General features: G+C 64.9%; 21 protein-coding genes, 1 pseudogene and 1 riboswitch. Of the genes and pseudogenes, 14 read left to right on the top strand and 8 right to left on the bottom strand.

Annotated elements, in window-relative coordinates; all coding sequences use genetic code 11:
- Window positions 1-7: 7 nt before the first annotated feature.
- Together BLT96_RS06590 and BLT96_RS06585 are read right to left on the bottom strand one after the other, a co-directional pair.
- Window positions 8-559 carry a DUF4230 domain-containing protein gene (locus BLT96_RS06590; protein WP_090862800.1) on the bottom strand — a complete coding sequence of 184 codons (552 nt, stop codon included), beginning with the start codon at window positions 557-559 and terminating at the stop codon, window positions 8-10.
- A 42-nt stretch (window positions 560-601) separates the two neighbouring features.
- Window positions 602-1,138: a MerR family transcriptional regulator gene (locus BLT96_RS06585; RefSeq protein ID WP_157692182.1), complete on the bottom strand. Its 537-nt coding sequence runs from the start codon at window positions 1,136-1,138 to the stop codon at window positions 602-604.
- A gap of 329 nt (window positions 1,139-1,467) precedes the next feature.
- Between BLT96_RS06585 and BLT96_RS06580 the strand changes: the two genes are divergently transcribed.
- Entirely contained in the window at window positions 1,468-2,733 is a 1,266-nt protein-coding gene (locus tag BLT96_RS06580; RefSeq protein ID WP_090862795.1) for a CapA family protein, read from the top strand.
- A 29-nt stretch (window positions 2,734-2,762) separates the two neighbouring features.
- Here BLT96_RS06580 and BLT96_RS06575 read toward each other — a convergent pair whose 3' ends face one another.
- The 5 genes from BLT96_RS06575 to BLT96_RS06555 form a co-directional block, all read right to left on the bottom strand.
- A complete protein-coding gene (locus BLT96_RS06575; protein WP_090862792.1) occupies window positions 2,763-3,989 on the bottom strand; it encodes a chloride channel protein in 1,227 nt (408 codons plus the stop codon).
- Between the two features lie 77 nt (window positions 3,990-4,066).
- Window positions 4,067-4,141, bottom strand: a riboswitch (Fluoride riboswitch).
- A gap of 39 nt (window positions 4,142-4,180) precedes the next feature.
- The gene (locus BLT96_RS06570; RefSeq protein WP_090862789.1) at window positions 4,181-5,962 is read right to left on the bottom strand and encodes a hypothetical protein; all 1,782 of its coding nucleotides are present in this window, start codon (window positions 5,960-5,962) and stop codon (window positions 4,181-4,183) included.
- A complete protein-coding gene (locus BLT96_RS06565; protein ID WP_090862786.1) occupies window positions 5,952-6,839 on the bottom strand; it encodes an ATP-binding cassette domain-containing protein in 888 nt (295 codons plus the stop codon). Before BLT96_RS06565 ends, BLT96_RS06570 begins: the two co-directional genes overlap by 11 nt.
- Window positions 6,836-7,195: a GntR family transcriptional regulator gene (locus BLT96_RS06560; protein WP_090862783.1), complete on the bottom strand. Its 360-nt coding sequence runs from the start codon at window positions 7,193-7,195 to the stop codon at window positions 6,836-6,838. Before BLT96_RS06560 ends, BLT96_RS06565 begins: the two co-directional genes overlap by 4 nt.
- Before the next feature lie 165 nt (window positions 7,196-7,360).
- The gene (locus BLT96_RS06555) at window positions 7,361-8,818 is read right to left on the bottom strand and encodes a lipopolysaccharide biosynthesis protein (protein ID WP_157692181.1); all 1,458 of its coding nucleotides are present in this window, start codon (window positions 8,816-8,818) and stop codon (window positions 7,361-7,363) included.
- 519 nt (window positions 8,819-9,337) lie between these two features.
- On the opposite strand from BLT96_RS06555, the gene BLT96_RS06550 reads away from it, so the two are divergent.
- From BLT96_RS06550 to buk, 9 genes and pseudogenes are all read left to right on the top strand, one after another.
- The gene (locus tag BLT96_RS06550; RefSeq protein ID WP_245719344.1) at window positions 9,338-12,061 is read left to right on the top strand and encodes a phosphoenolpyruvate carboxylase; all 2,724 of its coding nucleotides are present in this window, start codon (window positions 9,338-9,340) and stop codon (window positions 12,059-12,061) included.
- Window positions 12,062-12,239: 178 nt separating this feature from the next.
- A pseudogene (locus BLT96_RS10720) lies at window positions 12,240-12,530 on the top strand (DUF4160 domain-containing protein).
- An 8-nt stretch (window positions 12,531-12,538) separates the two neighbouring features.
- Window positions 12,539-12,850: a DUF2442 domain-containing protein gene (locus tag BLT96_RS06540; protein WP_090862780.1), complete on the top strand. Its 312-nt coding sequence runs from the start codon at window positions 12,539-12,541 to the stop codon at window positions 12,848-12,850.
- A gap of 166 nt (window positions 12,851-13,016) precedes the next feature.
- Window positions 13,017-13,613 carry a TetR/AcrR family transcriptional regulator gene (locus BLT96_RS06535; RefSeq protein ID WP_157692180.1) on the top strand — a complete coding sequence of 199 codons (597 nt, stop codon included), beginning with the start codon at window positions 13,017-13,019 and terminating at the stop codon, window positions 13,611-13,613.
- Between the two features lie 319 nt (window positions 13,614-13,932).
- Window positions 13,933-15,219: a thiolase family protein gene (locus BLT96_RS06530; protein WP_090846929.1), complete on the top strand. Its 1,287-nt coding sequence runs from the start codon at window positions 13,933-13,935 to the stop codon at window positions 15,217-15,219.
- Between the two features lie 35 nt (window positions 15,220-15,254).
- Entirely contained in the window at window positions 15,255-15,722 is a 468-nt protein-coding gene (locus tag BLT96_RS06525; protein WP_090846926.1) for a Zn-ribbon domain-containing OB-fold protein, read from the top strand.
- A gap of 50 nt (window positions 15,723-15,772) precedes the next feature.
- Window positions 15,773-16,012 carry an acyl carrier protein gene (locus BLT96_RS06520; protein ID WP_090862774.1) on the top strand — a complete coding sequence of 80 codons (240 nt, stop codon included), beginning with the start codon at window positions 15,773-15,775 and terminating at the stop codon, window positions 16,010-16,012.
- Window positions 16,013-16,190: 178 nt separating this feature from the next.
- Entirely contained in the window at window positions 16,191-17,198 is a 1,008-nt protein-coding gene (locus BLT96_RS06515) for a phosphate acyltransferase (RefSeq protein ID WP_090862771.1), read from the top strand.
- Window positions 17,199-17,200: 2 nt separating this feature from the next.
- A complete protein-coding gene (gene buk / locus BLT96_RS06510; RefSeq protein ID WP_090862768.1) occupies window positions 17,201-18,319 on the top strand; it encodes a butyrate kinase in 1,119 nt (372 codons plus the stop codon).
- A 304-nt stretch (window positions 18,320-18,623) separates the two neighbouring features.
- Here the strand turns inward: buk and BLT96_RS06505 are convergent, their stop codons facing one another.
- On the bottom strand, window positions 18,624-19,709 hold the full coding sequence (locus BLT96_RS06505; protein WP_090861223.1) for an IS110 family RNA-guided transposase: 1,086 nt from the start codon (window positions 19,707-19,709) through the stop codon (window positions 18,624-18,626).
- Between the two features lie 200 nt (window positions 19,710-19,909).
- Here BLT96_RS06505 and BLT96_RS06500 point away from each other — a divergent pair, with 200 nt between their 5' ends.
- The 4 genes from BLT96_RS06500 (at window position 19,910) to BLT96_RS06485 (ending at window position 24,227) form a co-directional block, all read left to right on the top strand.
- On the top strand, window positions 19,910-21,115 hold the full coding sequence (locus BLT96_RS06500; RefSeq protein ID WP_090862765.1) for an MFS transporter: 1,206 nt from the start codon (window positions 19,910-19,912) through the stop codon (window positions 21,113-21,115).
- A 126-nt stretch (window positions 21,116-21,241) separates the two neighbouring features.
- A complete protein-coding gene (locus tag BLT96_RS06495) occupies window positions 21,242-22,606 on the top strand; it encodes a PucR family transcriptional regulator (protein WP_090862763.1) in 1,365 nt (454 codons plus the stop codon).
- Between the two features lie 215 nt (window positions 22,607-22,821).
- Window positions 22,822-23,796: a flavodoxin family protein gene (locus tag BLT96_RS06490; protein ID WP_090862760.1), complete on the top strand. Its 975-nt coding sequence runs from the start codon at window positions 22,822-22,824 to the stop codon at window positions 23,794-23,796.
- Window positions 23,797-23,978: 182 nt separating this feature from the next.
- A complete protein-coding gene (locus BLT96_RS06485) occupies window positions 23,979-24,227 on the top strand; it encodes an acyl carrier protein (RefSeq protein WP_090846914.1) in 249 nt (82 codons plus the stop codon).
- Window position 24,228 lies beyond the last annotated feature (1 nt).

Below are 24,228 nucleotides of genomic sequence, written 5' to 3'. Positions count from 1 at the left end.
CTTGCTACTAAGACCTCCAGTTGATGGTGACCTTGACATCGGAACCCATCGCACCCCTCAACATCGTCTGAAGGTTCTGCTTGGCGAACGTCTTTGCCTGGTCGATGAGCCCGCCACTAAGCGCGTCCAGCTCCACGACGACGCTCTTTGGCATACCGCTCTTCTTGTCCTTGTTCTGGGAAGTGAACTTTGCGGTCTTCAGATTGACGCCGGCCTGTATGGCGCCCACGTAGCGCATCCAGTACTTGTTCTTGGTGAAGGGAACGTCAAACAGATTGAGTAGGTCACGGTTCGAGCTCTCGACCTTTGAGTAGAGGTCATAGCTCTGGCTGGCGCATACAAGCGTGCCTTGGGCCTGGACTTGCTCGAAGACCGCATCGACGGTGGTGACTCGTTCGTTTCTAGCCTCGACGCCGCTCACCTTGGGGCTCATGGCCGACCCTATGCGGTAGCCTGCGTACCCTCCTACGACAATCAGCACGAGGATTATCACGATAAGGGGAACCCTGTTCTTCCGTGCTGTCTCGACGGCGGAGCGAATCTTGGTGTCCTGTTCCATTTCATTTCCTTTCGCTCGTCTTCCTGCATCGAAGCGGACCTGCTACAGAAGCCCACGTATGCCCTCGTAGCTGCCGGGTCCGTACATCAGCTCCACCAGCAGCTCCATCTCGGGGAGGTCCAGCGCGGAGTCCCGCCCGTCGTCTCCCGCAAACGTCAGCTCGAACGCGACTATGTGCCTGAACAGCCGCTCCAGTGCGTCCCGGTCCTTCGCGCGGCCAAGTGCGAGCGCCTTGTGGTACCTGCTCACGCTCTTCTCGATCTCCTCGCGCAGGAGGTCTATCTGCTCGTCCAGAATCGCGTCGACGTCTGCGTGCACCCTTTCGAACTCCCTCTTCACCTGGGGGAGGGTCTTGCCGCGCTCCTTCAGCAGGGACACCGCGTACAGCACCTTCAGGTCCTGCGCCGAGTACACGCGGTATCCCCACTTCGTCTCCTTTGGCGACAGAAGCCCGATGCCGCCTTCGCCCTGGTAGCAGACGCGCTGAATGTCCCTGCGGCTCAGCCCCGTCAACCTCTCGACCTCAGAGATCTTCCAGCCGGCCTGACCCAGCTTCTTGCGTTGGCGCCTTGACTTCATGCTGCTTTCCCCCTGAGACCAATAAATCTGTTCAAGGGTTGAACAGCAATGCCCATTTGAATCGAATCTGCCCTTGGTGCCCTGCGCGTGGCTCATGCCATCCTCCTCGTTCTCAGAAGCGACCCAACGCGCTTCTCCTATGAGGGGGCGTGTTTTTTTCGCGAGGTGGCGGACCGCATGGCGCCGCGACAGACAGGGCAAAGGTGTCGGCTCAAATCCTCAGGTGACATGCGGTTTGCGCCGCCGCCCGAAAGACAGCTGAAAGAGAGCTCCGCTGCGCCGCCCTTCGCCTACCATGTGGAAAAGACTTCTGACACAGGGGGGCGCGCATGCGAGAAACGCAGGCCACGGGCACGGGGGCGGGCCATGGGCCCGGGCGCTATCCAAGCGTGCTTCTGCAGGCGGCCTGCGCCATCGTGATCGTGGTGGCGCTCGGAGTTGCGTCGATGGCGCTGCACGTGCTGGGTGCGCCGCGCAAGGTTTCCGTCGCGTCCGCGGCAGAGCTCGCGCCCCTGGGCACGGTGAGCGACCGGCCGTACGTGGCACAGCCCGGCGTGGACGTGGACCTTGTGATGGTGGGGGACGTCCTCATGCACGAGGGCGTGTACCAAAGCGGTGCCACCTCAGATGGCAACTACGACTTCGACCACGTGTTTGCGCACGTCAAGGGCGAGCTTAGCGGGGCGGACCTCAAGATCTTGAACCAAGAGACGCCCCTCGGCGGGGACGTCGCGCCCTTCTCGGGCTATCCGCAGTTCAACGGGCCGCAGCAGATGGGCGACGCGGAGGCGAAGGCTGGCTTCAACGTGGTGCTGAAGGCGTCGAACCACGCGATGGACGCGGGGTATCCCGCCATTGGGAGCGAGCTTAGCTTCTGGCACCGGCGCCATCCCGGCGTCGCCGTCGTAGGCATGCGCGACCCGGACGCGCCCGCGACGGACGTGCCAAATGGCGTGTACATATACGAGAAGGACGGCTTCCGCGTGGCGGTGCTCAACTTCACGTTCAGCCTCAACGGGCTTGCGGACCCAAAGGGTGCCGTCTCGATGCTTGCGGAGGAGCACGTCCGCGATGCCATGGCGTACGCCCGCACGCACGCGGACATGCTGGTGGTGTGCCCGCACTGGGGCGCGGAGTACGTGAGCGAACCCACCGCGTCGCAGCGGCAGTGGGCCCAGCTCCTTGCGGACGGCGGGGCGGATGTGATCGTGGGTGGGCACCCGCACGTGATAGGACCGGTGGAGACGTTCCAAACCGCCCGCGGCGGCACGGGCGTGTGCTTCTGGTCCGTGGGGAACTTCGTGTCCACGCAGCGCGACGACCCCACGATGGTGGGCGGCATGGCCAAGGTCACGCTGCACAAGGACCCGGACGGCGGCTGTCGCGTGGTGCGCTACGCGCTCGAGCCCGTCGTCACGCACAAGGGCCACGGGCACGACATGACCACGTATATGCTCCGCGACTACACGCCTGCCCTCGCGGCGACGTCGGGCAGCCCCGGCTGCACGCCACAGTGGGCTCAGGGCTACGTCGCCTGCGTGCTGGGACAGGGCTACGACCCGCTCACGAGCCGCCTTGCCGCAGAGCTTGGCTAGGCGCGCCCCCGCCGGTTTGGACCAGGAGGCTACCTGCGGTAGCCAACCTCCTGCAGCGCATAGATCGACTTGTCCATGTTGAACAGGTACGCCACGGCGCACACCACAAAGAAGTGCGGCAGGTAGGCAAAGCCAAACACCTCCGCGCCTATGAACGTGGGCGCAAGCAGCGTGTTCGTGGCAGAGCCAAACACGGCGGCGTATCCCAGCGCCGCAACCAGCGGCACGGGAAGGCCCATGAGGCCGCCCAGCACCACGCCGAGGCTCGCCCCGATGGAGAAGAGCGGCGTGACCTCGCCTCCCTGGAACCCCGCGGACAGCGTGAGCACCGTGAGCGCGAACTTGAGCGCCCAGTCCCACGGCCGGATGCCGGCGGCACCGTCCACGAAGCTCGCGGAGATGAGGTTGGTGCCAAGCCCGGAGTAGCGACCCTGCCACAGCAGCAGGAACACGACGGAGAGTGCCGCGCCCATGATGGCGATGCGCTTGACGGGATGCTCGATGCGCGCGGCGGCGATCTTCTTGCCCCATTTCAGGCACCAGGCAAACAGGCCTCCCACCACGCCAAAGCACACACCCAGCACGGCAAGGAGGGCGAGCGTCCTTGGGTCCAAGGTTGTGCTCACGGCCAGGGGCACCTCGAACTTCTCGAGCCCAAGGGCGCCCGACGTGGCGCTTGCCGCGATGGACGCCGTGAGCGCGGGGAAGAGCGCCTGCAGCTCCAGCCTGCCGGCGACCAGCACCTCGAGCGCAAACAGCGTCGCGGCGAGCGGCGTGCGGAACAGCCCCGCGAAGCCGGCGGCCATGCCCACCAGAAGGAAGGTGTTGCCGGGGTGCCTGAACGGCAGCTTGGAGCCGATCCAGTGCGAGAGCGTCGCACCGATCTGCACGGCGACGCCCTCTCGGCCGGCGCTGCCGCCAAACAGGTGCGTGATCCACGTGCCTCCCATGATGAGCGGGATGAGGCGCAGCGGTATCACGTTCTCACGCCCGAGGCCCACGTCGAACACCAGGCTCATGCCACGGCCGGTGTTCTTGCCAAAGCGCAGGTAGGACCAGGCAATGAGCGCGCCCGCCGCCGCGAGGAACGGTATGAACCAGAACGGGTGCGCGTCGCGGATAGCTCCGATCGCTATGAGCACGCGGCCGAACACCGCGTCTATGGCGCCCACCGCAATACCGATGGGGATGCCCACTGCACCCAGCACGATAACGCCCCCATAGCTTTGCCAAACCCTGCGAAGTCTCTCTTCCATGAACGTTCTTTCCGTCGTGGCCGTCCGGCTCGGGCGGCCTTGTCCTCGCGGCAAAAGAAAAGACCTCTGCCGCCATAACAGTGGCAGAGGTCATCATCCCGAAGGCGGTTTGGGGCTTCTGCCCCGCGGAGAACCTCATTCCGCACGGAACATGGTAGAGCAAAACGCGCTGGCGTGCGAGTGAGACGCGACTATTCACGCAAAGCGGGCATCGTGGTTGCATAGCGCTCGCGTAGCCATGCCAAGGTCGACGGGGTAGTTTTCTCACTAAGGACCATGGTGATCGTCAGGTCTCCCTTGGAAGGAGAGGCGTAGCTCATAGAGAGGCTCAAGGCGGACTCATTCGGAACCGAGGTAATGCGAGCGGCGCCGTTCTTGTTGATATCGGCGTCGAGCTTTTCCTGAAGGCTGGAGTAATCGGCTGACGAGACCCTGTACGACGTATCGGTGCCGTTGGAGGAGTCTTGGCAGTCCACGGACACCCATACCTCTTCCTTACCGGCAAGCATGCTGGAGACGGTTTGCCTCAGGTTGGCATCGAGGGCGCCCTCGGCTTTGAAGCGACGCACCGCGATTGCTGCGTCGGTGTCCAGAATGGTTCCGTCTTCGGTGCAGGGTAGTGAGTAGCTGCGGATGACGCTCGATCCATCCTTCATCTGGTATGCGATATCGAAGGAACTGTAGGCCTTCCACGTCGCGCCGTATGAGGATGTACGGGCCTCATTGAGTTTTGCGTGCAGGTTGCGAAGGGACTTGATGGCACTCTTGCTGGTGATTGGCATGGAAAGCTCAGACATGGTCGCGCTCTTTATCTCGCTGGCGGGAGGGATGTATGAGGCGTTGCTCGTGCCTGCCCAACCCAGCGCAACGCTGGCGACGAGCGCGATGGATGCCGTTACGGCAAGGACGGGGATGTGTCCGCGTACCGAGCGCACGCTCCTTTTCGCCACCGCCGTGACCGTTGCGTAGGAGAGCGCGGTGAACGCCGTCGTTACCAGACAGATTAGGGGCGCTGGGACGCCCGAGAGCTGCCACTTGGCCGGCCCTATCACCATGAAGAAGAGTACGCATGCGAGGCCTGCCCCCATCGCGAGGCTGAACAGTGCGACCACCAACTCCTGTGCTGCCACGTACACGAAGCCGTCTCCGGCGCGCTCGAGGTCGCGCCGTCCAAACAACCACGCCGCAACGCCCATGCAGAGCGTGCTCACAAGGGCGTACACACCAAGGGCCTGCCAAAGCTGCGACATCCATGGCGCTGGCGTTCCCGCTGCGCCCGTGATGTGCAGGGAGAGTTGGTACAGGCGCGCAAGTGGGCTAAGCCAGGTTGCGTTTGCGTGCACGCCCTGGAGAAAGAGCCCGAAGGTAGGGTCGACCAAGAAGTAGATCGCATGTCCCAGCTGGCGCATGGCCTCGGCATAGATTCCTACCATCATAAAGCAGAGGAACGCAGTCCCCGCGCGTCCGGCGGCTTGCGTGCACAGCACCGAAAGACCGCTGAACGTGACGACGAGAAGAAGCTGCACCCCCAGCCAAGGGATCATCGGGGCGACATTCGGGCCGAATCCAAGAATCGCGCAGGAAACGAGCCATGCCACCAACAGGCCGAAAAGGGGAGCCGCGACCGAAGAGAGCAGCAGCGCGAGGAACTGGGTCCTCCTGCGTACGGGTAGCGCCCCGTAGAGATCTGTTGCCTGGCGGTCGAACGTCCACGAGAAGGCCGTCGCGACGCTGTAGAACGAGAGGAGCGCCGTTAGGGGAACGAGCGGGTGTATGGTGGCACTGAGCGCGGTCTCGAGGTTGGCCATCGAGTCAGGCTTCGTTTCGGACAGCGCCAAGGGAACGAGAAGTACAAGGTAGACGAGCAGACTCCCGAGCATGATGTGCGGCATCCTCAGGCACGTGTCCGCGAAGAGCCCAAGGCCGCATGATGCGTGCGTGCGGCGGATGGTACCCGTGTCCTTAAGCCTCATGATCATCGCCTCCAAGCTCGCAGACGAACCTTTCCTCAAGAGAGAGCGGCACGATATCGAGGTACGTTGGGTGGACGGTGTCTAGCTCTTCTCGCACCCCGCCCGCATTGCCGTGCACCAGGAGGGTGAGCAGCCTTCCCTCGGGTCTCGCGTGGACGACCTCGAGTCCTGTGGGCAGTTCGGCACCCTCCGGCAGCATGACCTGAACCTTCACGATATCTGATACGGGCTCGTTGAGATCAGCCTCGTCCCGCACGACGCCCCTGTCCAGAATCGCAAGGTGGTCGCACACGCCTTCCAGCTCGCGCAGGTTGTGGGTGGCCGCGACGACGGTGAGCCCTCGCGATGAGACCTGGTCCAGCACGACGCTCCACATCCGTTTGCGGGCGATGGGGTCTACGAGGTCCATGGCCTCGTCCAGCAGGAGCAGGTCGGCGGTGCAGGAGAGGGCGAGCAGGAGCGCGGCCTTCGCACGGGCACCGCGACTGAGCTTCCTGAGCGGACGGGTGCGGTCGACCTCGAAGAGCGGTGCGAGCTCCAGGTAGCGGTCCACGTCGAAGCTCGGCAGCACGGAGCGGTAGAACCGTGCCATGCCGTCCGCGCTTTCCGGCTTGAGGAAGTAGGGGTTTCCGGACGCGAATGCGATGCGGCCCTTGACCGCGGGGTCGTCAAGCGGGGGCCTGCCAAAGACGAGGGCCTCTCCCGAGGTTGGGCGTACGACACCGCGCACGATGGACAAAAGCGTCGTCTTTCCAGAGCCATTTGGCCCCACGAGGCCGTACACGGAACCTGCGGGCACGGTGAGGCTTGCGCCGCCCAACGCTCTGACGTCGCCAAATGCCTTGTGAAGCTCGTGCACCTCGATTGCGTTCGTCATGTTGTGCCTCCCTCAAGTCTCTGGCGGAGCTGCTCGGGCGTGACGCCCAGAGCCTGCAGCTCCTGGACGAGCGAGTCGAACCGCCCGAGGAGCTCCGCCTGGTGCGTCCGAGCGGCGTCCGACGCGTCCGCCACGAAGCTACCCTTGCCCCGGACGGAGTAGACGCAGCCCTCTTGCTCCAGCTCGCGATACGCCCGCTGCACGGTGTTGGGGTTCACCGCAAGCCTTGTTGACAGCTCGCGGACCGAGGGCAGCTGGTCGCCAGGGCGTAGCACGCCCGCCAGGATCTGCCGCCTGAAGCCATCGTGAACCTGCTGGTAGATGGGGCGAGAGTCTTGGTAGTTGACCTGGATCACGTCGCCTCCGATCCGACGTCGTGGCATATGCCAAAGGTAGCCGTGCGTCTCTGCGTCTTAAGTGTACTAGTGAAACTAATACAGTTAAGACAGTATGCGCTTCTCGCCCGCGAACGGGGCCGGGTGGGCGGTGGGAGGCGGGATGGGGCGCCGCGCCCGGCGTTCCTAGAACTCCTTGGGGTTCAGGCGCACGCGCACGTACTGGAAGATCATGAGGCCCAGCAGCACGATCATGACCACCAGGTACGCCCACACGGCGCCATAGAAGCCCATCGTGCGCACGAGCACGATGGAGAGGATCGTGACCACGGCGAGCGCGATGCCGTAGGCGCTGGTGGCCTTCTCCTGCTGGCGAAGGACCGTCACGATCTGGTACAGGAAGTCGATGGCGGCGGTCATGCCGCCGGCCACGATCATCATGTACTGCGCCGTGCGGTACGGCTCGAAGTCGAGCCCATAGAGAAAGCTGGTTATGGGGATGCCGATCCACGCGGCGAAGCCCAGGTAGACCACGGTAACAAGCGCGGTGAGCGCCAGCACCGCCACGATGATGAGGTCGAAGCGCCTGCGGCGGCTGGGGTCCGACCAGATGTTTGCCAGGCGCACGAGCTGCGGCTTGTACACCAGGCCGATCACCATGAGGATGCTCTGCGCGGGGAAGTAGATCGCGTTGAAGTACAGCTGGCTCTGGTAGGCGAGCGTGCCCTCCATCACGAACTTGGGGATGGACTCCACCAGCGTGAAGATGAACTGGGCGAGAAACGCTGGGAAGCATTCCTGGAAGATCTCGCGGACCTCCTGCAGCTCCCAGCCGCGGGACTTGGGCGTCTCGAACAGGGCGAGCGGTATGGTGACGATCACGAGCGACGCCAGCGCGACGACGGCAAGCGCGATGGACGCCACGGGGATGGAGCGCGTGACGAAGAGCACCACGGTAAACGCCGCGACGCCGGCGACGCAGCGCACCGCCTGCGAGACGCCCGAAAGGTACAGCTTGTCCATCTGCTGCAGCCTGCCCTCGTACACGTCCGCGAACGCGTCTATCACCCTGAAGGCAAACGTTCCCCAGCAGATGGTGAGCATTTCTCCCGCATAGCCCCTGACCAGGCAGAACAGCCAGCCGGCAAGGATCATGAGCACGCATGCCAGGACGCGGTGGATCTGGTAGGCCAGAAACGACTCGGTCTCGTCGATGTCGGACACCTGGTAGGTGCGCACGCCGTAGTTGCCGATGAAGATGAGCAGGTTCGCGATCACGAACGCCATGGAGAACATGCCGGCCTGCTCCGCGCCGGCAAGGCGCGACGCCACGATGGTGAGGATGGGGAAGAGCGCGCCCCAGACGCCCATGCCGATGGAGTTCATCACGTAGTCGAGCCGCGAGTCGTGCGCGGCGTAGCGCGCGGTCTGGCTGGAGAGCGAGCCGGAATACACGGCGCCGATGAGGCGGTCCCACCAGTGGTCGACCACGCGGCGCAGGAACCCCGGCTCCTGGGACTTTGCCTTTGCCTGCGATGGGGCGGCGGCACGCGCGCGTGCATTGCGGAGACGTGTGGAGACGCCATCTGGCTGGCCTGTCGGCTGCGGGGTGGTGCGTCTGAGGTTGCGGAGGGGGTTGCTCATGGGTGCGCCTTCGTGTGGTGGTGGGCTGCAGTTGGCGGCGGGCTCCGGCGCAAGGCGCGCGGTCTTCTCGCCCGCGCCCGCTCGCGTGGCGCAAGCTCGCGTGACACAAGCATAGCCGTTGTGGGGCGATGCCGCGCGTCATGCGATTGGGGCTTGGTTAGCGAGAAGGGCCACCCACGTTGCCCAGAATTCGGCCAGAGGTGCGGTTTCTTCCTTGGGCGCCGTGTTTTTCTCGCCCGATAGGTGAATATTGAGTTTCGCGTGCGTGCCAAAGTGGTGACGCCCACGTTGTCGCGGTAAGGTGTACTCGCAATATTCCTGCGAGCTAATGCGTTGGCGCCCATCGTCAGACGGCAGAGGAGGAACGCAGTGTCAGAAGTTACGGGTGCGGCCGGCCAGGCGACCGGCTGCGCGGGGGAGAGGGGCATCGGCCTCAAGAGCGTGGCCGAGGACTTTGCCCAGAAGAACCCCAAGACGATCGAGGAGCTTCTTAACTTCAAGCGCGAGGATCGCCCCACCATCTACCCGACGGCGGAGGAGGCGGCCGAGCTCGCCCAGGCGGCAACGATGCTCACCGGCGTGGACGTCCCCGATTCCATCAGGGCGAACATGACGCTGTTCCTGCGTCTGGTGCGCAAGGTGCTGAAGGAGTACGACCCGCGCCTGCGCGACGAGTTCGACCACATCCTGCACGACTCGCTGGTCGCGACGCGCAGCGAGACCGCGGGCGACGACGACCAGGAGGGACGTGACGCGTTCGACGACTGCGTGAGCACCATCGACGAGATGTCCCTCGAGGACGAGACCCTCATCGTGCGCGCTCTGACCGCCTACTTCCACCTTGCAAACATCTGCGAGGAGAACTACCGCGTGCACGCGCTGCGCGCCCGCGAGGCGAGCGTCGACACGCAGTCGCGCGAGGATCCCGTGAACGAGATCACCGTGGCCTACGACAAGCTCGTGGACGAGTGCGGCCGCGCGAAGGCGCACGCGCTGCTCGAGCGCCTGGAGTTCCACCCCGTGTTCACCGCGCACCCCACCGAGGCACGCCGCAAGGCGACCGAGGGCAAGATCCGCCGCATCGCGGATCTGCTTGAGCAGCGCCCGTACCTGGGGCCGACGGAGCGCGCGGAGAACGAGCGCCGCATGCTGCAGGAGATAGAGGCCCTGCTGCGTACGAGTCCCATCGCCATCAAGAAGCCGACGCCGGTCCAGGAGGCCGACACGGTCATCTCGATCTTCGACAGCACGCTGTTCGACACCGTGCCGGACGTGTACCGTCGCTTCGACGATTGGGAGCTGGGCGACAAGGCCGGCACCGTGCCGCCCGTCTGCCCCGCGTTCTTCCACCCCGGCAGCTGGATTGGCTCCGATCGCGACGGCAACCCCAACGTCACCGCGAAGGTCAGCCGCGAGGTGTCCGAGAAGTACCGCGTCCACGTGCTGGAGGCGCTGCGTGACCGCACCGCGTGGGTCGGCCGCAACCTCACGCTCGACGCGCGCACGACGAAGCCCTCCAAGGAGCTCATGAACCTGTGGAGCCACCAGGTCGAGATGAGCGAGGCGCTTTCCGCCTCCGCGCTGCGCGTGTCTGCGTCCGAGCTGCACCGCGCCGCCATGATCGTGATATCCAACCGTCTGGACGCCACCATCCAGCGCACGGCGGACATCATGTACCAGACGGCGGAGGACTACATCCGCGACCTGAGGGTGGTGCAGTCGTCCCTCGCGAAGGCCGGCGCCGTCCGCACGGCGTACGGCCCGGTCCAGAAGGTCATCTGGCAGGCGGAGACCTTCGGCTTCCACCTGGTGGAGATGGAGTTCCGCCAGCACTCGCTCGTGCACAGCCGCGCGCTCGCAGACATCCGCGAGCACGGTCGCTGGGGCGAGAACGGCGAGCTTGCGCCCATGACGAAGGAGGTGCTGGACACCTTCCGCGCCATCGGGTCGATCCAGCGCCGCAACGGCGTGAAGGCCGCACGCCGCTACATCATCAGCTTCACGAAGAGCGCCCAGAACGTTGCAGACGTCTACGAGCTCGCGCGCCTCGCGTTCGCGCACGAGGAGGACGTGCCCGTGCTCGACGTCATTCCCCTGTTCGAGCAGGTGGAGGACCTCGAGAACGCCGTCGACACCCTAAACCAGATGCTGGAGCTGCCCGACGTCCAGCGCCGCCTGTCCCAGACCGGCCGCAAGATGGAGGTCATGCTCGGCTACTCCGACTCCTCGAAGGACGAGGGTCCGACCACGGCGACGTTCGTGCTGCACAAGGCCCAGGCGGCCATCGCTAAGTGGGCGAACGAGAATGACATCGACCTCACGCTGATGCACGGCCGTGGCGGCGCCGTCGGCCGTGGCGGCGGCCCCGCAAACCGCGCGGTGCTGGCGCAGCCGAAGGGCTCCGTGAACTGCCGCTTCAAGCTCACCGAGCAGGGCGAGGTCATATTCGCGCGCTACGGCAACAAGACGTTGGCCCGTCGCCACATCGAGGAGGTCGCCGGCGCGACGCTCATGCAGAGCGCGCCTTCGACCGAGCTCCTCAACACGGAGTCGACGAACGAGTACGAGGACGTCTCGGACGCGCTGAGCAAGGCGAGCCGCGACCGCTACCTCGACCTGCTGAACACGGACGGCTTCGCGGAGTGGTTCAGCACCGTCACGCCGCTCACCGAGGTTGGCCTCATGCCCATCGGCAGCCGCCCCGCCAAGCGCGGACTGGGCGCGAAGTCCCTGGACGACCTGCGTACGATCCCGTGGATCTTCTCGTGGTCGCAGGCGCGCATCAACCTGGCCGCGTGGTACGGCCTGGGCACGGCGTGCGAGAAGTTCAACGACCTGGAGCGACTGCAGAGTGCCTACCGCGAATGGCCGCTCTTCTCGACGTTCATCGACAACATCGAGATGTCGCTTTCCAAGACGGACGAGCGCATCGGCAAGCTGTACCTGTCGCTGGGCGATCGCGACGACCTGAGCCAGAAGGTCCTGGACGAGATGCGCCTGACGCGCAAGTGGGTGCTTGCCATCGTGGGTGACGACTGGCCGCTGCAGCACCGCCGCGTGCTTGGCCCCGTCATCCGCATGCGCCTGCCGTACGTGAACGCGCTGTCCATCGCGCAGGTCATGTCGCTTGCGCGCATGAGGCTACGTGGCGAGGTGCTTACGGCGGACGAGAAGGAGCGCCTGATCTACCTCATCCTCTGCACCGTGTCCGGAGTCTCCGCCGGCCTGCAGAACACGGGGTGATGCGTGCGCCCACACTGCGGCGCACTACAGCTTGACATGCACGGGGCCCGTCGCGGAATCGACCGCGGCGGGCCTTTGCCGTGAAAGACTAACAGAGCGTCCTTGCGCAGAGACAATTCATCGGCGTGCGATGGGCTGGGTATACTTGACCTAACTATTTATGGTTTGAGGCTCGACAATTCGAGTTGGAGGGGCAAAAGGAACGCCTGAGCTCACAAGATTTGCGGGTATCGTTATCTATCTACTGTTCAAAGACACGCAGCAACATAACAAGCCACACGTGCACGTTTATTACGGAGAGTATTAGGCGTCAGTCGGGATTGATGGCGAGCTGCTCGCCGGATCGTTACCAAAACGGCAACTGAAAATTGTGATTGGATGGCTTGCTCTGCATGAAGAGGAGGTTTATGCGGCATGGAATAAGGCAGTGAGGGGTGAGCACTTCTCAAAGATTGAGCCATTGAGATAGGGGGATTCATGTACGAGATAGACGGAATATGCTATGCAGGAAACCCCGGCGCACACGAGACTAGGATCATTGACGTTAAGCCACTCGTAGGACGAATGCTGTTGGTCACATTCGATAATGGGGAAAGGAAGCTGTTTGACACAACGACTCTGCAGGGGCCGGTGTTTGACGTTCTGGATGATCCAGAAGTGTTCCGCGGGGTCAAGCTGTTTCATGGGGTACCCACGTGGGACGATAGGAATGTCGATGTCGCCCCCGAGTATGTATATGAACATGGGGATACATATAACACCTACGATGTTCTTGCAGCGGCTAACTAGGTTTGACATGCACGAGGCCTGTCGCGGAATCGACCGCGGCGGGCCTTTCTTGCGCGTGCGCCTGCGGTGCGCGTGCGCCTGCGGCGCGCGGGGAATCGTTTGGGCGGAAGCTTGCGGAGGGGCGTGCGATGTTGCAATATCCTAGGGCATGTTGAAAGGAGTGGGCATGCCAGACGACATCGACGACAAGATTGAGACAGCGGTCTTCAAGCTGATGGAGACGACTGACATTCCCGACATCCGGGTGGCCGACGTGATCAAGCTCGCGAAGGTCTCGCGGTCGACGTTCTACAGGCACTTCGACTCGGTCGACGACGTCGTGAAGCGTTTCGAGAGCGAGCTTCTGCAGAACATGCGGCGCATCAACAACATGGCGCTCAAGGCACGGTTTGGAATCTCGGAGCTTGACCCCACGGTCTCCATGGTGAGCCGCATGGAGCTTCTGCAGGGACACCGCGACAAGATCGTCGTGCTGAACGGGCCCCATGGCGACCCCTCGTTTGTGCACAAGGCGACCATCTTCATGCACGACTACTTTCGCGACAGGCTTGCCTCGCTTGGTGGCGACCCCGTGACGCGCGACCTGTACCTGTCCTTCGTGATCGCGGGACACAACAACCTCGTCCAGTACTGGCTCGAAGTGCACCCCGAGATCGAGCCGCAGAAGATTGCGGCCGTTCTGAACAGGCTCTACTACGCGCCATTCTTCCTTTCCGAGGAGAGCGTCCGGCAGACTCCGAAGGCGCCGCAGGGGTGGGACTAGACCTGTATTCCGGCGGCGGTTGCGCGTGGCCAAGTCAAGGGTGAAACACAGTGGCTCGATGGGACACAGTCAGTCTCCGTCGTGTTGCGCCATACCGTTCGCCTTCGATATCCTACCGCTCGGAACTGCGTTAATTGATATTGAGCTTTGTGATTGCGTCGAAATAACGACGTGTTTACCTGCTGAAAGATACAAGATGCCGCCAATTTGTCCCACAAGCTGAAACGCATGCTGCACCGTTGTTCTTAAGCCCTGGGGCGCGCGTCCGTACGATACGTGCTGTCAAGTGAAGGACAGCAAGCGCAAAGGACGTGGGCTAATGGTCAAGCTGGGCAAGCAGGCACGCAGCGTCTCCATCGTCGGTGTGGGCTGCACGCCGTTCAAGAACTTCGAGGATCACCCCGAGACGAAGGGCATGAGCGAGGGCGACGCCTTTGGCTATGCGGCGCTCGAGGCCATCAAGGACGCCGGCCTTCAGCCGCGCGACATCCAGTACTTCTACCACGGCGCGGCGAACCCGTTCATGATTGGCGACTCCCTTACGCCCAACATGCAGGTCGCCGATTGGTTTGGCGTCCGTGGCATCGGCTCCGTCCACCACTCCGAGGCGTGCTGTACCGGCTACGTCGCCCTGCAGGAGGCCGTCCAGGCGGTGGCCTGCGGCACGTACGACATCGTGCTGTCCGGTGCGGTTGACCTTGCGGCATCGCTGCCCGTCGTGGGAGCCCCCGGCTGCTACCGTCGCGACTTCCCGTTGGAGGAGATGCTCCCCTCCATCCCCATGGTGTACGACCGCGCCTATGGCCGTCCCCTGGACTCCGCCTTTGGCATCAGCTTCGACAACTGGATCAACAAGTACCGCTGGGAGTACGACCTCACGGCCGAGCAGATCGACGCCGCGCTCAACGGCATGTCCAAGAGCCTCCGCAGGAACGCCGTGCTCAACCCGCTTGCGTTCTACGAGTCCGACTTCGACGACGCCGCGAAGGCGAACGGCATGGAGAACGCGGACCAGTTCCTCTCCTCTATGTTCAACCCCAAGGTCACCCAGTACCTGCGTGTGACCGGCTTCGAGACCAAGTGCGACGGGGCCGCCGCGCTCGTCGTGATGCCCACGGACATGGCGGTCGCCCGCGGTCTTGACCACAAGATCATCGACGTCCTCGGCACCGGCGCCGCCGCTTACGAGGGTGCGACCCCTGACAACGAGTACAACGGCACGAAGGACGGCGCCAAGCAGGTGTACGAGTACACCGGCGTGAAGCCCGACGAGCTCGACCTGCTGTTCGTGAACGACTTCTTCCTGGCTGGCGACATCGTCAGCGCCGAGGAGGTCGGCTACATCCCGCGCGGCGAGGCCTGGCAGTACGCGATCGACGGACGCTGCGGTTTCGACGGCGACAAGCCCATCAACACCCACGGCGGCCGCTGCAACTTCGGCCACGCCCACGGCGCGTCGGGCGTCGCGGACATCTACGAGGCCGTCAAGCAGATGCGCGGCGAGGCGGGCGCGACCCAGATGCCCAAGCTCCCCAGGACCACGTTCCTCCGTGGCTTTGGCGGCGGCCAGAACATCCGCTGCCAGATCCTGCGCACGCACGAGTAACCGTCACGAAGACTTCCACGAGGAGGAACCAGACAATGCTTCTTGAAGACATGGAGCCGATCGTAAAGAAGTTCTACGACGGCGTCGCCCAGGGCAAGTATTACGGTCGCAAGTGCGTCGAGTGCGGCGCGATAGAGTTCCCGCCCCACCTGGGCTGCAACACGTGTGGCTGCGCCGACACCGAGTGGGTCGAGCTCAGCGGCAAGGGTACCCTCGAGTCCTTCACCGTCCCCGGCATCCAGAACGACAAGCCCTACCTCAAGGCCGTCGAGCCCTACGGCTACGGCAAGGTGAAGCTGGACGAGGGCCCGGAGTACACGTTCGTGATCTTCTGCGGCAAGAAGAAGGTCGTGAAGGGCCTGCAGGAGCGCCTGTACAAGAACCACGAGAAGATTCGCGTCCACGCGAAGCCCATCGAGCGCGTTACCCCGCTCAAGCCCGGCTCGGACGAGACCGTCACCTGGAGCGAGCTCTGCTTCGAGCTCGACGAGGTCGAGGCATAGCTCGGCCCACCAAAATCGCTTAGATAAACATTTGATGGAAAGGAACCACGATGGACAACAAGGAGCTCTTCGACAAGCTGGCAGGATTCGCCAAGACCGCCTATCAGTACAAGGGCGACATCACCGCTGACACCCCCTTCGACGAGCTGGGCAAGGAGTCGATGAAGATGATCGCCCTCACCTCCCTCATCGAGGACGAGCTCGACGTCGAGGTCACCATCCACGAGGTCATGAAGATGAAGACCTTCGGCGAGCTCGTCGACCGCGTCGCGGAGGAGTACGAGGAGTAAGAGGCCGAGAAGAGCGGCCATACGTCGCCCATGCACGGGCGGATGGCGGGACTGCTCGGGCTGTCGCGCGAGGGGGCTTGGACCCGCACGCGCGAGCGAAAACCGGAAGACCAGACCCAGGGACGGGGCGACCCGCGAGGTCGCCCCGTCCCTTACCTAAGCGAAGGGAAGACCAAGCATGAGTCTTATGGACGACGTGCGCCGCAGGGCGGCGCAGGACCCGCAGCGCGTCGCGTTCTACGAGGGCGAGAACCCAAAGATCCTCGAGGTCGCGGCGGAGCTCACGAAGGGCGGCCTCGCAAGGTGCGCCATCGTGGGCGATGCGGAGGCCATTCGCGCCAAGGCGCAGGAGGAGGGCGTCGACCTTGCCGGGGTCGAGCTCGTGGACGTGACCGACGAGGAGGGAAACGAGTCCTTCTCCAAGCGCTTCGAGGTCATCCCCGCCTGCCCGTACAAGTCCAAGGGCGTCCGCCGTCACGCCGCGCGCGCCATGGACCGCGCGTTCATGATGCAGCGCATCGGGGACGTGGACGTGAGCTTCGGTGGCATCGACTGCTCCACGGGTGACGTCATCCTCGCGGGCGAGAAGATCATCGGCCTGGCGGACGGCGTCACCACCGTGAGCTCCGCGGGCATATTCGACGTTCCGGGCTGGGAGGGGAGCGAGGGCAACCTGCTGGGCTTCGCGGACTCCGCCGTGTGCGTGAACCCCGACTCCCAGAAGCTCGCCCAGGTCGCCGTCACCTCCGCGCGCACCGTGGCCGCGCTCACCGGCTGGGAGCCGCGTGTCGCGATGCTCAGCTACTCCACGGACGGCTCCAGCGAGGGCGAGCTGGTGCAGAAGGTACGCGACGCCGTCGCGGCTGCCCACGAGCTCGCGCCCGAGCTCAAGATCGACGGCGAGTTCCAGCTCGACGCCGCCATCCGCCCGGACGTTGCCGCCAAGAAGGTGCACCGCCCCTCGGAGGTCGCCGGTCGCGCCAACGTGATCGTCTGGCCCGACATCAACGTGGGCAACATCGGCGTCAAGCTCGTGCAGAACTTCGCGCACGCAAACGCGTACGGGCCCTTCCTCCAGGGCTTCAAGAAGGTCGTGTGCGACTGCTCGCGCTCGTCCCCCGTTCCCGAGCTCGTTGGCAACGTCGTGATGAGCTGCGTTCGCGCCCAGGCGCTGAAGGAGGACTAGACATGGAAGACGTCAAAAAGAGGGACTTTCGCATCCTCGTCATCAACCCCGGCTCCACCTCGACCAAGGTGGGCGTGTTCGAGGGCGAGCGCGCCCTCATGGAGAAGACCGTGGACCACGACGCCGCGACCCTCTCCACCTTTGCGGGCGTGTCAGAGCAGATGCCCTACCGCATGGAGACCATCATGTCCGCGCTCGCGGAGGCAGGCATCGACCCCAACACGATGGACGCCTTCGTGGGCCGCGGCGGCGGACTCATGCCCGTGGAGGGCGGCACCTACGAGGTGAACGACACCCTGCTGGACCACGCGCGCCGCGGCGCAAACGGCGTGCAGCACCCGGCGCAGCTCGGCCCGCAGATTGCGCACGAGCTGGCGCAGGCAGCCGGCAGGCCGGCCTTTGTCGTGAACCCGCCCGACACCGACGAGCTCTGCGACCTTGCCCGCATGACCGGCGTCAAGGGCGTCTACCGCCACGTGCACCTGCACGCGCTCAACCTCAAGGAGACGGCCATCCGCCACGCGGCGTCGATGGGCCGCCGCTACGAGGAGCTTGACCTCGTGGTCTGCCACGTGGGCGGAGGCATCTCCGTGAGCGCGCACCACCTGGGACGCATGGTCGACGGCTACGACATCGTGGGCGGCGAGGGCATGATGGCCCCCACGCGCTGCGGAGGGCTTCCCGTGGCGGAGGTGCTGAACCTTATCGACGCGGGGCGCACCACGGCGGAGCTCCGTCGCATGTGCATGAAGACGGGCGGCTTTGTGGACCTGCTGGGCACCTCGGATGCCCGCGAGGTCCAGAGCCGTGCGGCGGCCGGGGACGCGGCCGCCAAGCGCGCGTGGGACGCCCTCCTGTACCAGCTCACCAAGGCGATCTGCGCCATGGCGGGCGCGCTGGGCGGGCACGTGGACGGTATCCTGCTGGGTGGCGGCATGGCGCACAGCGCCGAGCTCGTCGACCACGTGCGCCAGACGTGCGGCTGGGTCGCGCCGGTCACGGCGTATCCTGGCGAGTTCGAGCTCGAGGCCATGGCCGCGGGCGCCCGCCGCGTGCTGAGCGGCGAGGAGCGGCCCAAGACCTACACGGGCGTGCCCGTGTTCCAGGGCTTCGACGACTGATATGTAGATAGACTTGTCAAGTGGCAAAGGTGGGCCAGCCTCCGACTTCTCGGGGACCGGCCCACCTTTTTCTATGGCCACCTCCCGCGCGACGGCGCCCAGGGCGTGTCTGGTTCGACGCACGACTGCAAGTCTGATATCCGCGTGTTGGCTAACGCATTCCGACGCTTCGGCTGGGGAGCTCCGCTGGTCTAGGGTCGCGCGTGGCGAGGCCCGGCCTCGCTGCGCATAGTCGAATCGCGGGGTGCCCCACGCGCCTCGGCCGCGCCGCGCGTGCGGGAGGGTGGTTTCGCGGCTCGGCGGCTCACCCGCAGAGGGCGAGCGCCCAGCAGAACCCGACGAGCTCGCGGGCGACGGCGACGTTGGTGACGTTGGCGCCCTTCCCCTTCGCCCTTAGGTCGAGGTACCTGCGGTGCAGCCTGCGGTTGGCCCGCGCCGCAATCCCCGCCGCCTCCGCCGGGAGCCCCGCCGACGAGGCCACGTCGGTCTCGGAGGCCGGCGACAGGGGCCTGGCGTGGTGCCAGGCGGCCTCGACGAGGAGCCGCCTGACGTGCGAGTTGCCGGTCTTGGTGATCCCGCCCCTCGAGGTCGTCTCGCCCGACGACGACTCCGACGGCACGAGGCCGACGTAGGACATGAGCGCCCTGGGGCTGGCGAAGCGGGAGAAGTCGCCGATCTCGACGGCGATCCCGAAGGCGGTGACGGTCGAGACGCCGCGCAGGGCGCGGAGCCTGGAGGTGACGCCGGCGAGGTCGTCGGCGCCGGACCTCTCGGCGATGGCCGAGTCGAGGCGGTCGCGGCGCTCCTCGCACTCCCTGACCTGCGCGACGTACTCCTCGAGCACGAGCCGCTCGCACGGGTCGTCGAGCTCGATGGAGCGCAGCCACTCGCGGTGCGCCCTGGTCCACGTGGACCTGCCCTTCGGCCACACGTGGCCCTTCCTGAGCAGGAACTTCGACAGCTGGTGGCGCGCCCTCATCAGCGCCTCGCGCGCGTCCTCGCGGGCGCGGGACAGGTCGCGCGCCGCCTCCATGGCCGGCGTGGGAGGGGCGCACTCGACGAACTCTCCCACGGCCAGCAGCCTCGAGAGGAAAAGGGCGTCCCTCCTGTCGGTCTTGACGCGGTCGCCCGAGGGCCGCACCATCTTCGAGACGGCGCCCACGTGGCAGGGCAGCCCGAGGGCGACGAGCCTCCTCTGCAGGTCGAAGCCCGTGGGGCCGCTCTCGTAGAGGCAGCCCGCGGGCTGCGGCAGCGAGGCCGCCCAGGCGGCGACCGCGTCGGGGTCGTAGCCGAACGTGCGCTGCACGACCTCGCCCGTCTCGAAGACGAACGCCGCGGCGCTGATGGAACGGGCGTGCACGTCAAGGCCGATGCTGGTAGAGTACAACATGGTCGGGACCTCCTGTGAATGTGGTAAGCCGGACTCCTTCAAGACCGAGCCTAACCCACGCTGCCACTCGATGGCCACTGCTTTACAGAGTGAGGTCCCGATCACTCTACATATCGTCTAGGCGATTGGCGCCAAAGGCATCCGGACGAGGGCGAGTTCCATCGCTTCTTGTCCACTCGATTTGCAGAAAGGTGTGAATCATGAATAAGACGCAGGTCAAGTACATCGTCGGCATCTATTCTGCCGCGATGTGCATAATGGGGATGCTCGTTCCCGTTCCCATCTTGTCTTCGATCGCGAAGAGTTTTCCGGACGCGAACATCGCGGCGGTCCAGATGTGCATCGGCATCATCCCGCTGTGTATGGCGCTCTCGGCCATGTTCGTCTCGTCCGTGCTCGCGACGCGCGTGCAGAAGCGCCACACCGCGCTTGCGTGCCACGTGCTGATCATGGTCGCGGGCCTCTCCGTCGTGGCGTTCCATGCGGAGCTCTGGCAGGTGCTCACGGCCTCCGTGTTCATCGGAATCGGCATCGGCGGCATCCAGAACGGGACCGACGCCCTGATTGCGGACTACTTCGAGGGACAGCAGCGCGGTAGCATCATGGGCGTGTACTCCACGTTCGTCGCGCTGGGCGGCATCCTCTGGACCACGCTTTCCGGCATCCTCGGCGCACGCGAGTGGTATATGGCCTACGCCGCATACGCCGCCGAGCTGCCGTTCATCATCATCGAGGCGATCTGTCTCCCCATGGGTCACCTCGAGCCCAAGCGCAAGAGCAACGTCTTCAAGAACATGCCCAAGGAAGTCGCGCTCATCACGCTAATCAGCTTCGTATTCGTGCTGTGCTTCCAGCTCTTCTCGACAAACGTGTCCCTGATTGTGGCCGAGCGCGGCTTTGGCGGAACGGGCGAGAGCGCCATGGCGTCCACCATCATGACGGTGGCGGGCATCTTCGCGGGACTCCTAGTGGGACCGCTGTTCAAGCGTTTCAAGAACCGCGCGATGCCGCTTGCTTGGTGCGTGACGATCGTGGGCCTCGCACTCGCGCTCGTGGCGCCGTCGCTTGTCGTTCTGTGCGCCGCCGGCTTCGTCACCTCGCTCGGCAAGGAGACGTATGTGCCTCTGCAGGGCAACTTTGCAGCCGGCAATAGCACGAACGAGGGTCGCGCCTTCAACCTTGCCATCGGCATGGCCGGAACCAACTTTGGCATGGCGCTGTCGCCGCTGTTCTTCGAGGCGGCCACCGCACCGTTCGGTGCGCAGATTGGCCAGAAGTTCGTCCTGGGCATCGCGATCATCGTGGTGCTGGTGGTGTTTGGCATGATTCATTATGCGAAGCTGACGCCCGCCCAGGAGGCGGAGGAGGCCGTGCAGGCAGTCGCGCGCGAGGCTGCCGCAAAGTAGCGAGTCGCTCGATGTGGCACGGCGCGCCCATCGCGCATGATAGATTGTTGTAATTCACGCTAGGCGGGAGGGTGCGGGCATGTCCCGACCCTCCCGCCGGCGGACGTTCGCGAACGGAGGACGGGGATGGAGGAGCGCATGCCGGCATGTGACAACGCGGGCGAGAAGCGCAAGGCCCCTCGACCGGGAGACGAGTGCTGGCAGGAGGATGCCGGCAAGCAGATGATCAACGCGCTCTTCTCGGACATGGGACTTCAGCACATCGTGGACGTGGCCGCGCGGGTGCTGGGAAACCCCGTTGCCGTGATCGACGCGAACTATCGCTACGTGGCGCGCAAGATGGATGTGGCGCCGGACGACGACTCCGAGTTCGCCCGCGTGATGCGCGACGAGCTGCGCAGCGGCTTCGTGAGCGAGGAGGGCATCGCCTACATCCACGAGCGCGGGTTGGACGAGCACCTTGCGAAGAGCGTGTGCCCATGCGTGCACTTCAACGACCGGATGCAGGCAAACACCCTGGTGGGCGCGGCCATGGTGCACGGCATCTGCATAGCGCACGTGCTGCTGGTGGAGCGCGGGCGCACCGTCACGCCCGAGGACGAGCGCGGCTTTGACCTGCTGGTTGGCATCGTGGCGCAGGAGCTGCAGAAGAACCCCGTGTACCTGAGCACGCGCGGCCAGATGGGGTCGTACTTCCTGGCGTCGCTTCTTGAGAACGACCACCCGGACGCCACCTCGCTCGAGCGCCGCGCCGCCGCCATCAACTTCAGGCGGTCCGATCGCATGCGCGTGGTGGTGGCCGTGCCCAGGAACCCCTTCGCGCAGGTGGGAAACATGCAGAACGTCGCGGGCCAGCTGCAGCCGCTCCTGACGCACGGACTGTACGCGCTGCACAAGAACCAGCTGGTCATGCTGGTGTGCAAGGACGAGGGGCAGGACCTGACGGAGTTCGAGCTTGGCCGCATGCGCGACGTGGGCGACCTGAACGACCTCCTGTTTGGCATATCGAACCGGTTCGAGTCGCTCACGGGCGTGCACAGCGGCTACGAGCAGGCGCACGACGCCATCCGCTTTGGGCAGACGGTCTCGAACGCGCTCGAGGTGGGACGCGTCATGCGCTACGACTACCTGAGCTACGTGAAGCTGCTTGAGCGCACGAACCAGACGGACGACCTGCTGGACATCTGCCCGCCGACGCTGGTGGCCCTCATGGAGCACGACCGCATCCACGACTCCGACCTCATGAACACGCTCTTTGGCTACCTGCAGAACGGCCAGTCGACCGCTCGCGCCTCCGCGCAGCTGAGCCTGCACAAGAACACGCTGCTGTACCGCCTGGGCACCATCCGCAAGATCCTGGGCTGCGACCTGTCGAGCGGGGAGGACGTGTTCCAGATGCAGGTGGGATTTCGCGTCCTCATGTACCTGGGGCTGTTCTGCCCGCGCTTTCGCCACACCCGCGAGCAGCTGCGCGAGCACCCGCGCGATTAGGTGCCGCGCGGGTAGTCGCCGCACGAGCGTCGGGGGTGCTGACGGCCCCGCTTGTGCGGGCCCCAGCGCGCCCCCGGCAAACCCTGTTCGTTCGCACAAAGCTGCAGGCGAAGCCCGCAAGAGCGTTGTGCGCGCACGCATGGCGCCGCCGCGGGCGAAGGCGCATGCTCTTCTCAGCAAACGGCGCAAGGGGCGCCTGTTGAGAGGAGCAAGCTATGGCAGAAGAGGCTGCACGCAAGCACAAGGTCATGGGCATCTGCGCGGGCATGCACAACGGCAACGGCGAGATCGCTCTGAAGGCGGCGCTCGCCCGCCTGCAGGAGAAGGGCGCGGACGTCGAGCTCGTCAACCTGTTTGACTACAACATCCTGCCGTGCACGGGCTGCGAGGGCTGCACCATGCAGATGGGCGCCATCGCGCAGGACCCAACGAAGGAGTACAAGGGCTGCGTCCTGAAGGAGAAGGACGACGTGGACAGGCTCGTGGCCGAGATGCACACCTGCAACGGCGTGCTCATTGCGGTGCCGAGCTACGACCTGCAGCCCAGCTCGCTGTACACCCGCTTTGCGCAGCGCTTCCTGGCGTACGAGCTCAGCTTCCTGCTGTCCATCGGCGTGGTGAAGGAGAACCCGCACACGGTCGCGGGCCTCATCGCGGTGGGCGGCTCCAAGCACGACTGGCAGACCCTGACGCTCGAGAGCCTGCAGGCCACGATGTTCACCATGTCGCTTACGGTCGTGGACCGCTTCATGATACAGCGCTCCGCACGTCCGGGCTCCGTGCTCACCTACCCGGAGCAGATGGAGCGCGTGGTGAAGATGGCCGACAACGTGTGGCAGGCCATGGAGACGCCGGTCGAGGAGCGCACGTGGCTGGGCGATGAGGACGACGGCGTGTGCCCCAACTGCCACTCCAGCCTGGTGTACCCCGGCGACCCGCACTGGGACGGCGTCGAGTTCCCGTGGGAGTGCGCGGTGTGCGGCGCCGGCGGCGACCTGGTGACCGACGAGAACGGCAAGCCCCGCCTGAAGATTGCCGCAAATGGCCTCATCCGCGACCGCAACGACGACAAGGCGCGCGCCGAGCACCTGAACGAGATCATCAAGACCCGCATCGAGTTCATGCAGAAGCGCGACTCCATCCAGGACGAGTACAAGCGCTACTGCGAGATGGAGTTCCCCACGGTGTAGCCCAGGCGCCGCGGCACGCGACGCGGCGTGCCGAGAAGGGCGGCGGTACTTCTCGGCACTTGCACTGGTGCACAAACGGGCGCGTGCCCGCGGCCACAGTTTTGAACCCGATGCCATGTTGCGCGGGGGCGGAGTTGGCGAGACTCGTTCATGACGGAATACACGTTTGAAAGGGGTTCGTCATGGACGAGGATCGTCAGGAAGTGTGGAACGCGCTCACCACGCGCGCAAGCCAGCTGTTTGGCAAGGACGCCTCCGAGTTTGAGGAGGGCACGAAGTTCGCGGACCTGGGCATCAAGAGCGTCCAGGTGTCGCAGCTGACCACCTACCTCGAGGACGAGCTTGACATCGAGGTGCCGTTCATGAAGTTCCGCCGCTGCGAGACGTTTGGCGAGGCGACGGACTTCGTGTGCGAGCTGTTGGACGAGTAGG

It is taken from the genome of Parafannyhessea umbonata (genome assembly GCF_900105025.1).
Lineage (GTDB): Bacteria > Actinomycetota > Coriobacteriia > Coriobacteriales > Atopobiaceae > Parafannyhessea > Parafannyhessea umbonata.
Note: the sequence above shows the minus strand (reverse complement) of the source record. Positions and strands in the feature narration are given on the sequence as shown.

Bases quoted from the DNA above. Each gene is read 5' to 3' on its own strand.
- BLT96_RS06590 (WP_090862800.1), bottom strand. From the start codon at position 559: ATGGAACAGGACACCAAGATTCGCTCCGCCGTCGAGACAGCACGGAAG.
- BLT96_RS06585 (WP_157692182.1), bottom strand. From the start codon at position 1,138: ATGAAGTCAAGGCGCCAACGCAAGAAGCTGGGTCAGGCCGGCTGGAAG.
- BLT96_RS06580 (WP_090862795.1), top strand. From the start codon at position 1,468: ATGCGAGAAACGCAGGCCACGGGCACGGGGGCGGGCCATGGGCCCGGG.
- BLT96_RS06575 (WP_090862792.1), bottom strand. From the start codon at position 3,989: ATGGAAGAGAGACTTCGCAGGGTTTGGCAAAGCTATGGGGGCGTTATC.
- BLT96_RS06570 (WP_090862789.1), bottom strand. From the start codon at position 5,962: ATGAGGCTTAAGGACACGGGTACCATCCGCCGCACGCACGCATCATGC.
- BLT96_RS06565 (WP_090862786.1), bottom strand. From the start codon at position 6,839: ATGACGAACGCAATCGAGGTGCACGAGCTTCACAAGGCATTTGGCGAC.
- BLT96_RS06555 (WP_157692181.1), bottom strand. From the start codon at position 8,818: ATGAGCAACCCCCTCCGCAACCTCAGACGCACCACCCCGCAGCCGACA.
- BLT96_RS06540 (WP_090862780.1), top strand. From the start codon at position 12,539: ATGTACGAGATAGACGGAATATGCTATGCAGGAAACCCCGGCGCACAC.
- BLT96_RS06535 (WP_157692180.1), top strand. From the start codon at position 13,017: ATGCCAGACGACATCGACGACAAGATTGAGACAGCGGTCTTCAAGCTG.
- BLT96_RS06530 (WP_090846929.1), top strand. From the start codon at position 13,933: ATGGTCAAGCTGGGCAAGCAGGCACGCAGCGTCTCCATCGTCGGTGTG.
- BLT96_RS06525 (WP_090846926.1), top strand. From the start codon at position 15,255: ATGCTTCTTGAAGACATGGAGCCGATCGTAAAGAAGTTCTACGACGGC.
- BLT96_RS06520 (WP_090862774.1), top strand. From the start codon at position 15,773: ATGGACAACAAGGAGCTCTTCGACAAGCTGGCAGGATTCGCCAAGACC.
- BLT96_RS06515 (WP_090862771.1), top strand. From the start codon at position 16,191: ATGAGTCTTATGGACGACGTGCGCCGCAGGGCGGCGCAGGACCCGCAG.
- buk (WP_090862768.1), top strand. From the start codon at position 17,201: ATGGAAGACGTCAAAAAGAGGGACTTTCGCATCCTCGTCATCAACCCC.
- BLT96_RS06505 (WP_090861223.1), bottom strand. From the start codon at position 19,709: ATGTTGTACTCTACCAGCATCGGCCTTGACGTGCACGCCCGTTCCATC.
- BLT96_RS06500 (WP_090862765.1), top strand. From the start codon at position 19,910: ATGAATAAGACGCAGGTCAAGTACATCGTCGGCATCTATTCTGCCGCG.
- BLT96_RS06495 (WP_090862763.1), top strand. From the start codon at position 21,242: ATGGAGGAGCGCATGCCGGCATGTGACAACGCGGGCGAGAAGCGCAAG.
- BLT96_RS06490 (WP_090862760.1), top strand. From the start codon at position 22,822: ATGGCAGAAGAGGCTGCACGCAAGCACAAGGTCATGGGCATCTGCGCG.
- BLT96_RS06485 (WP_090846914.1), top strand. From the start codon at position 23,979: ATGGACGAGGATCGTCAGGAAGTGTGGAACGCGCTCACCACGCGCGCA.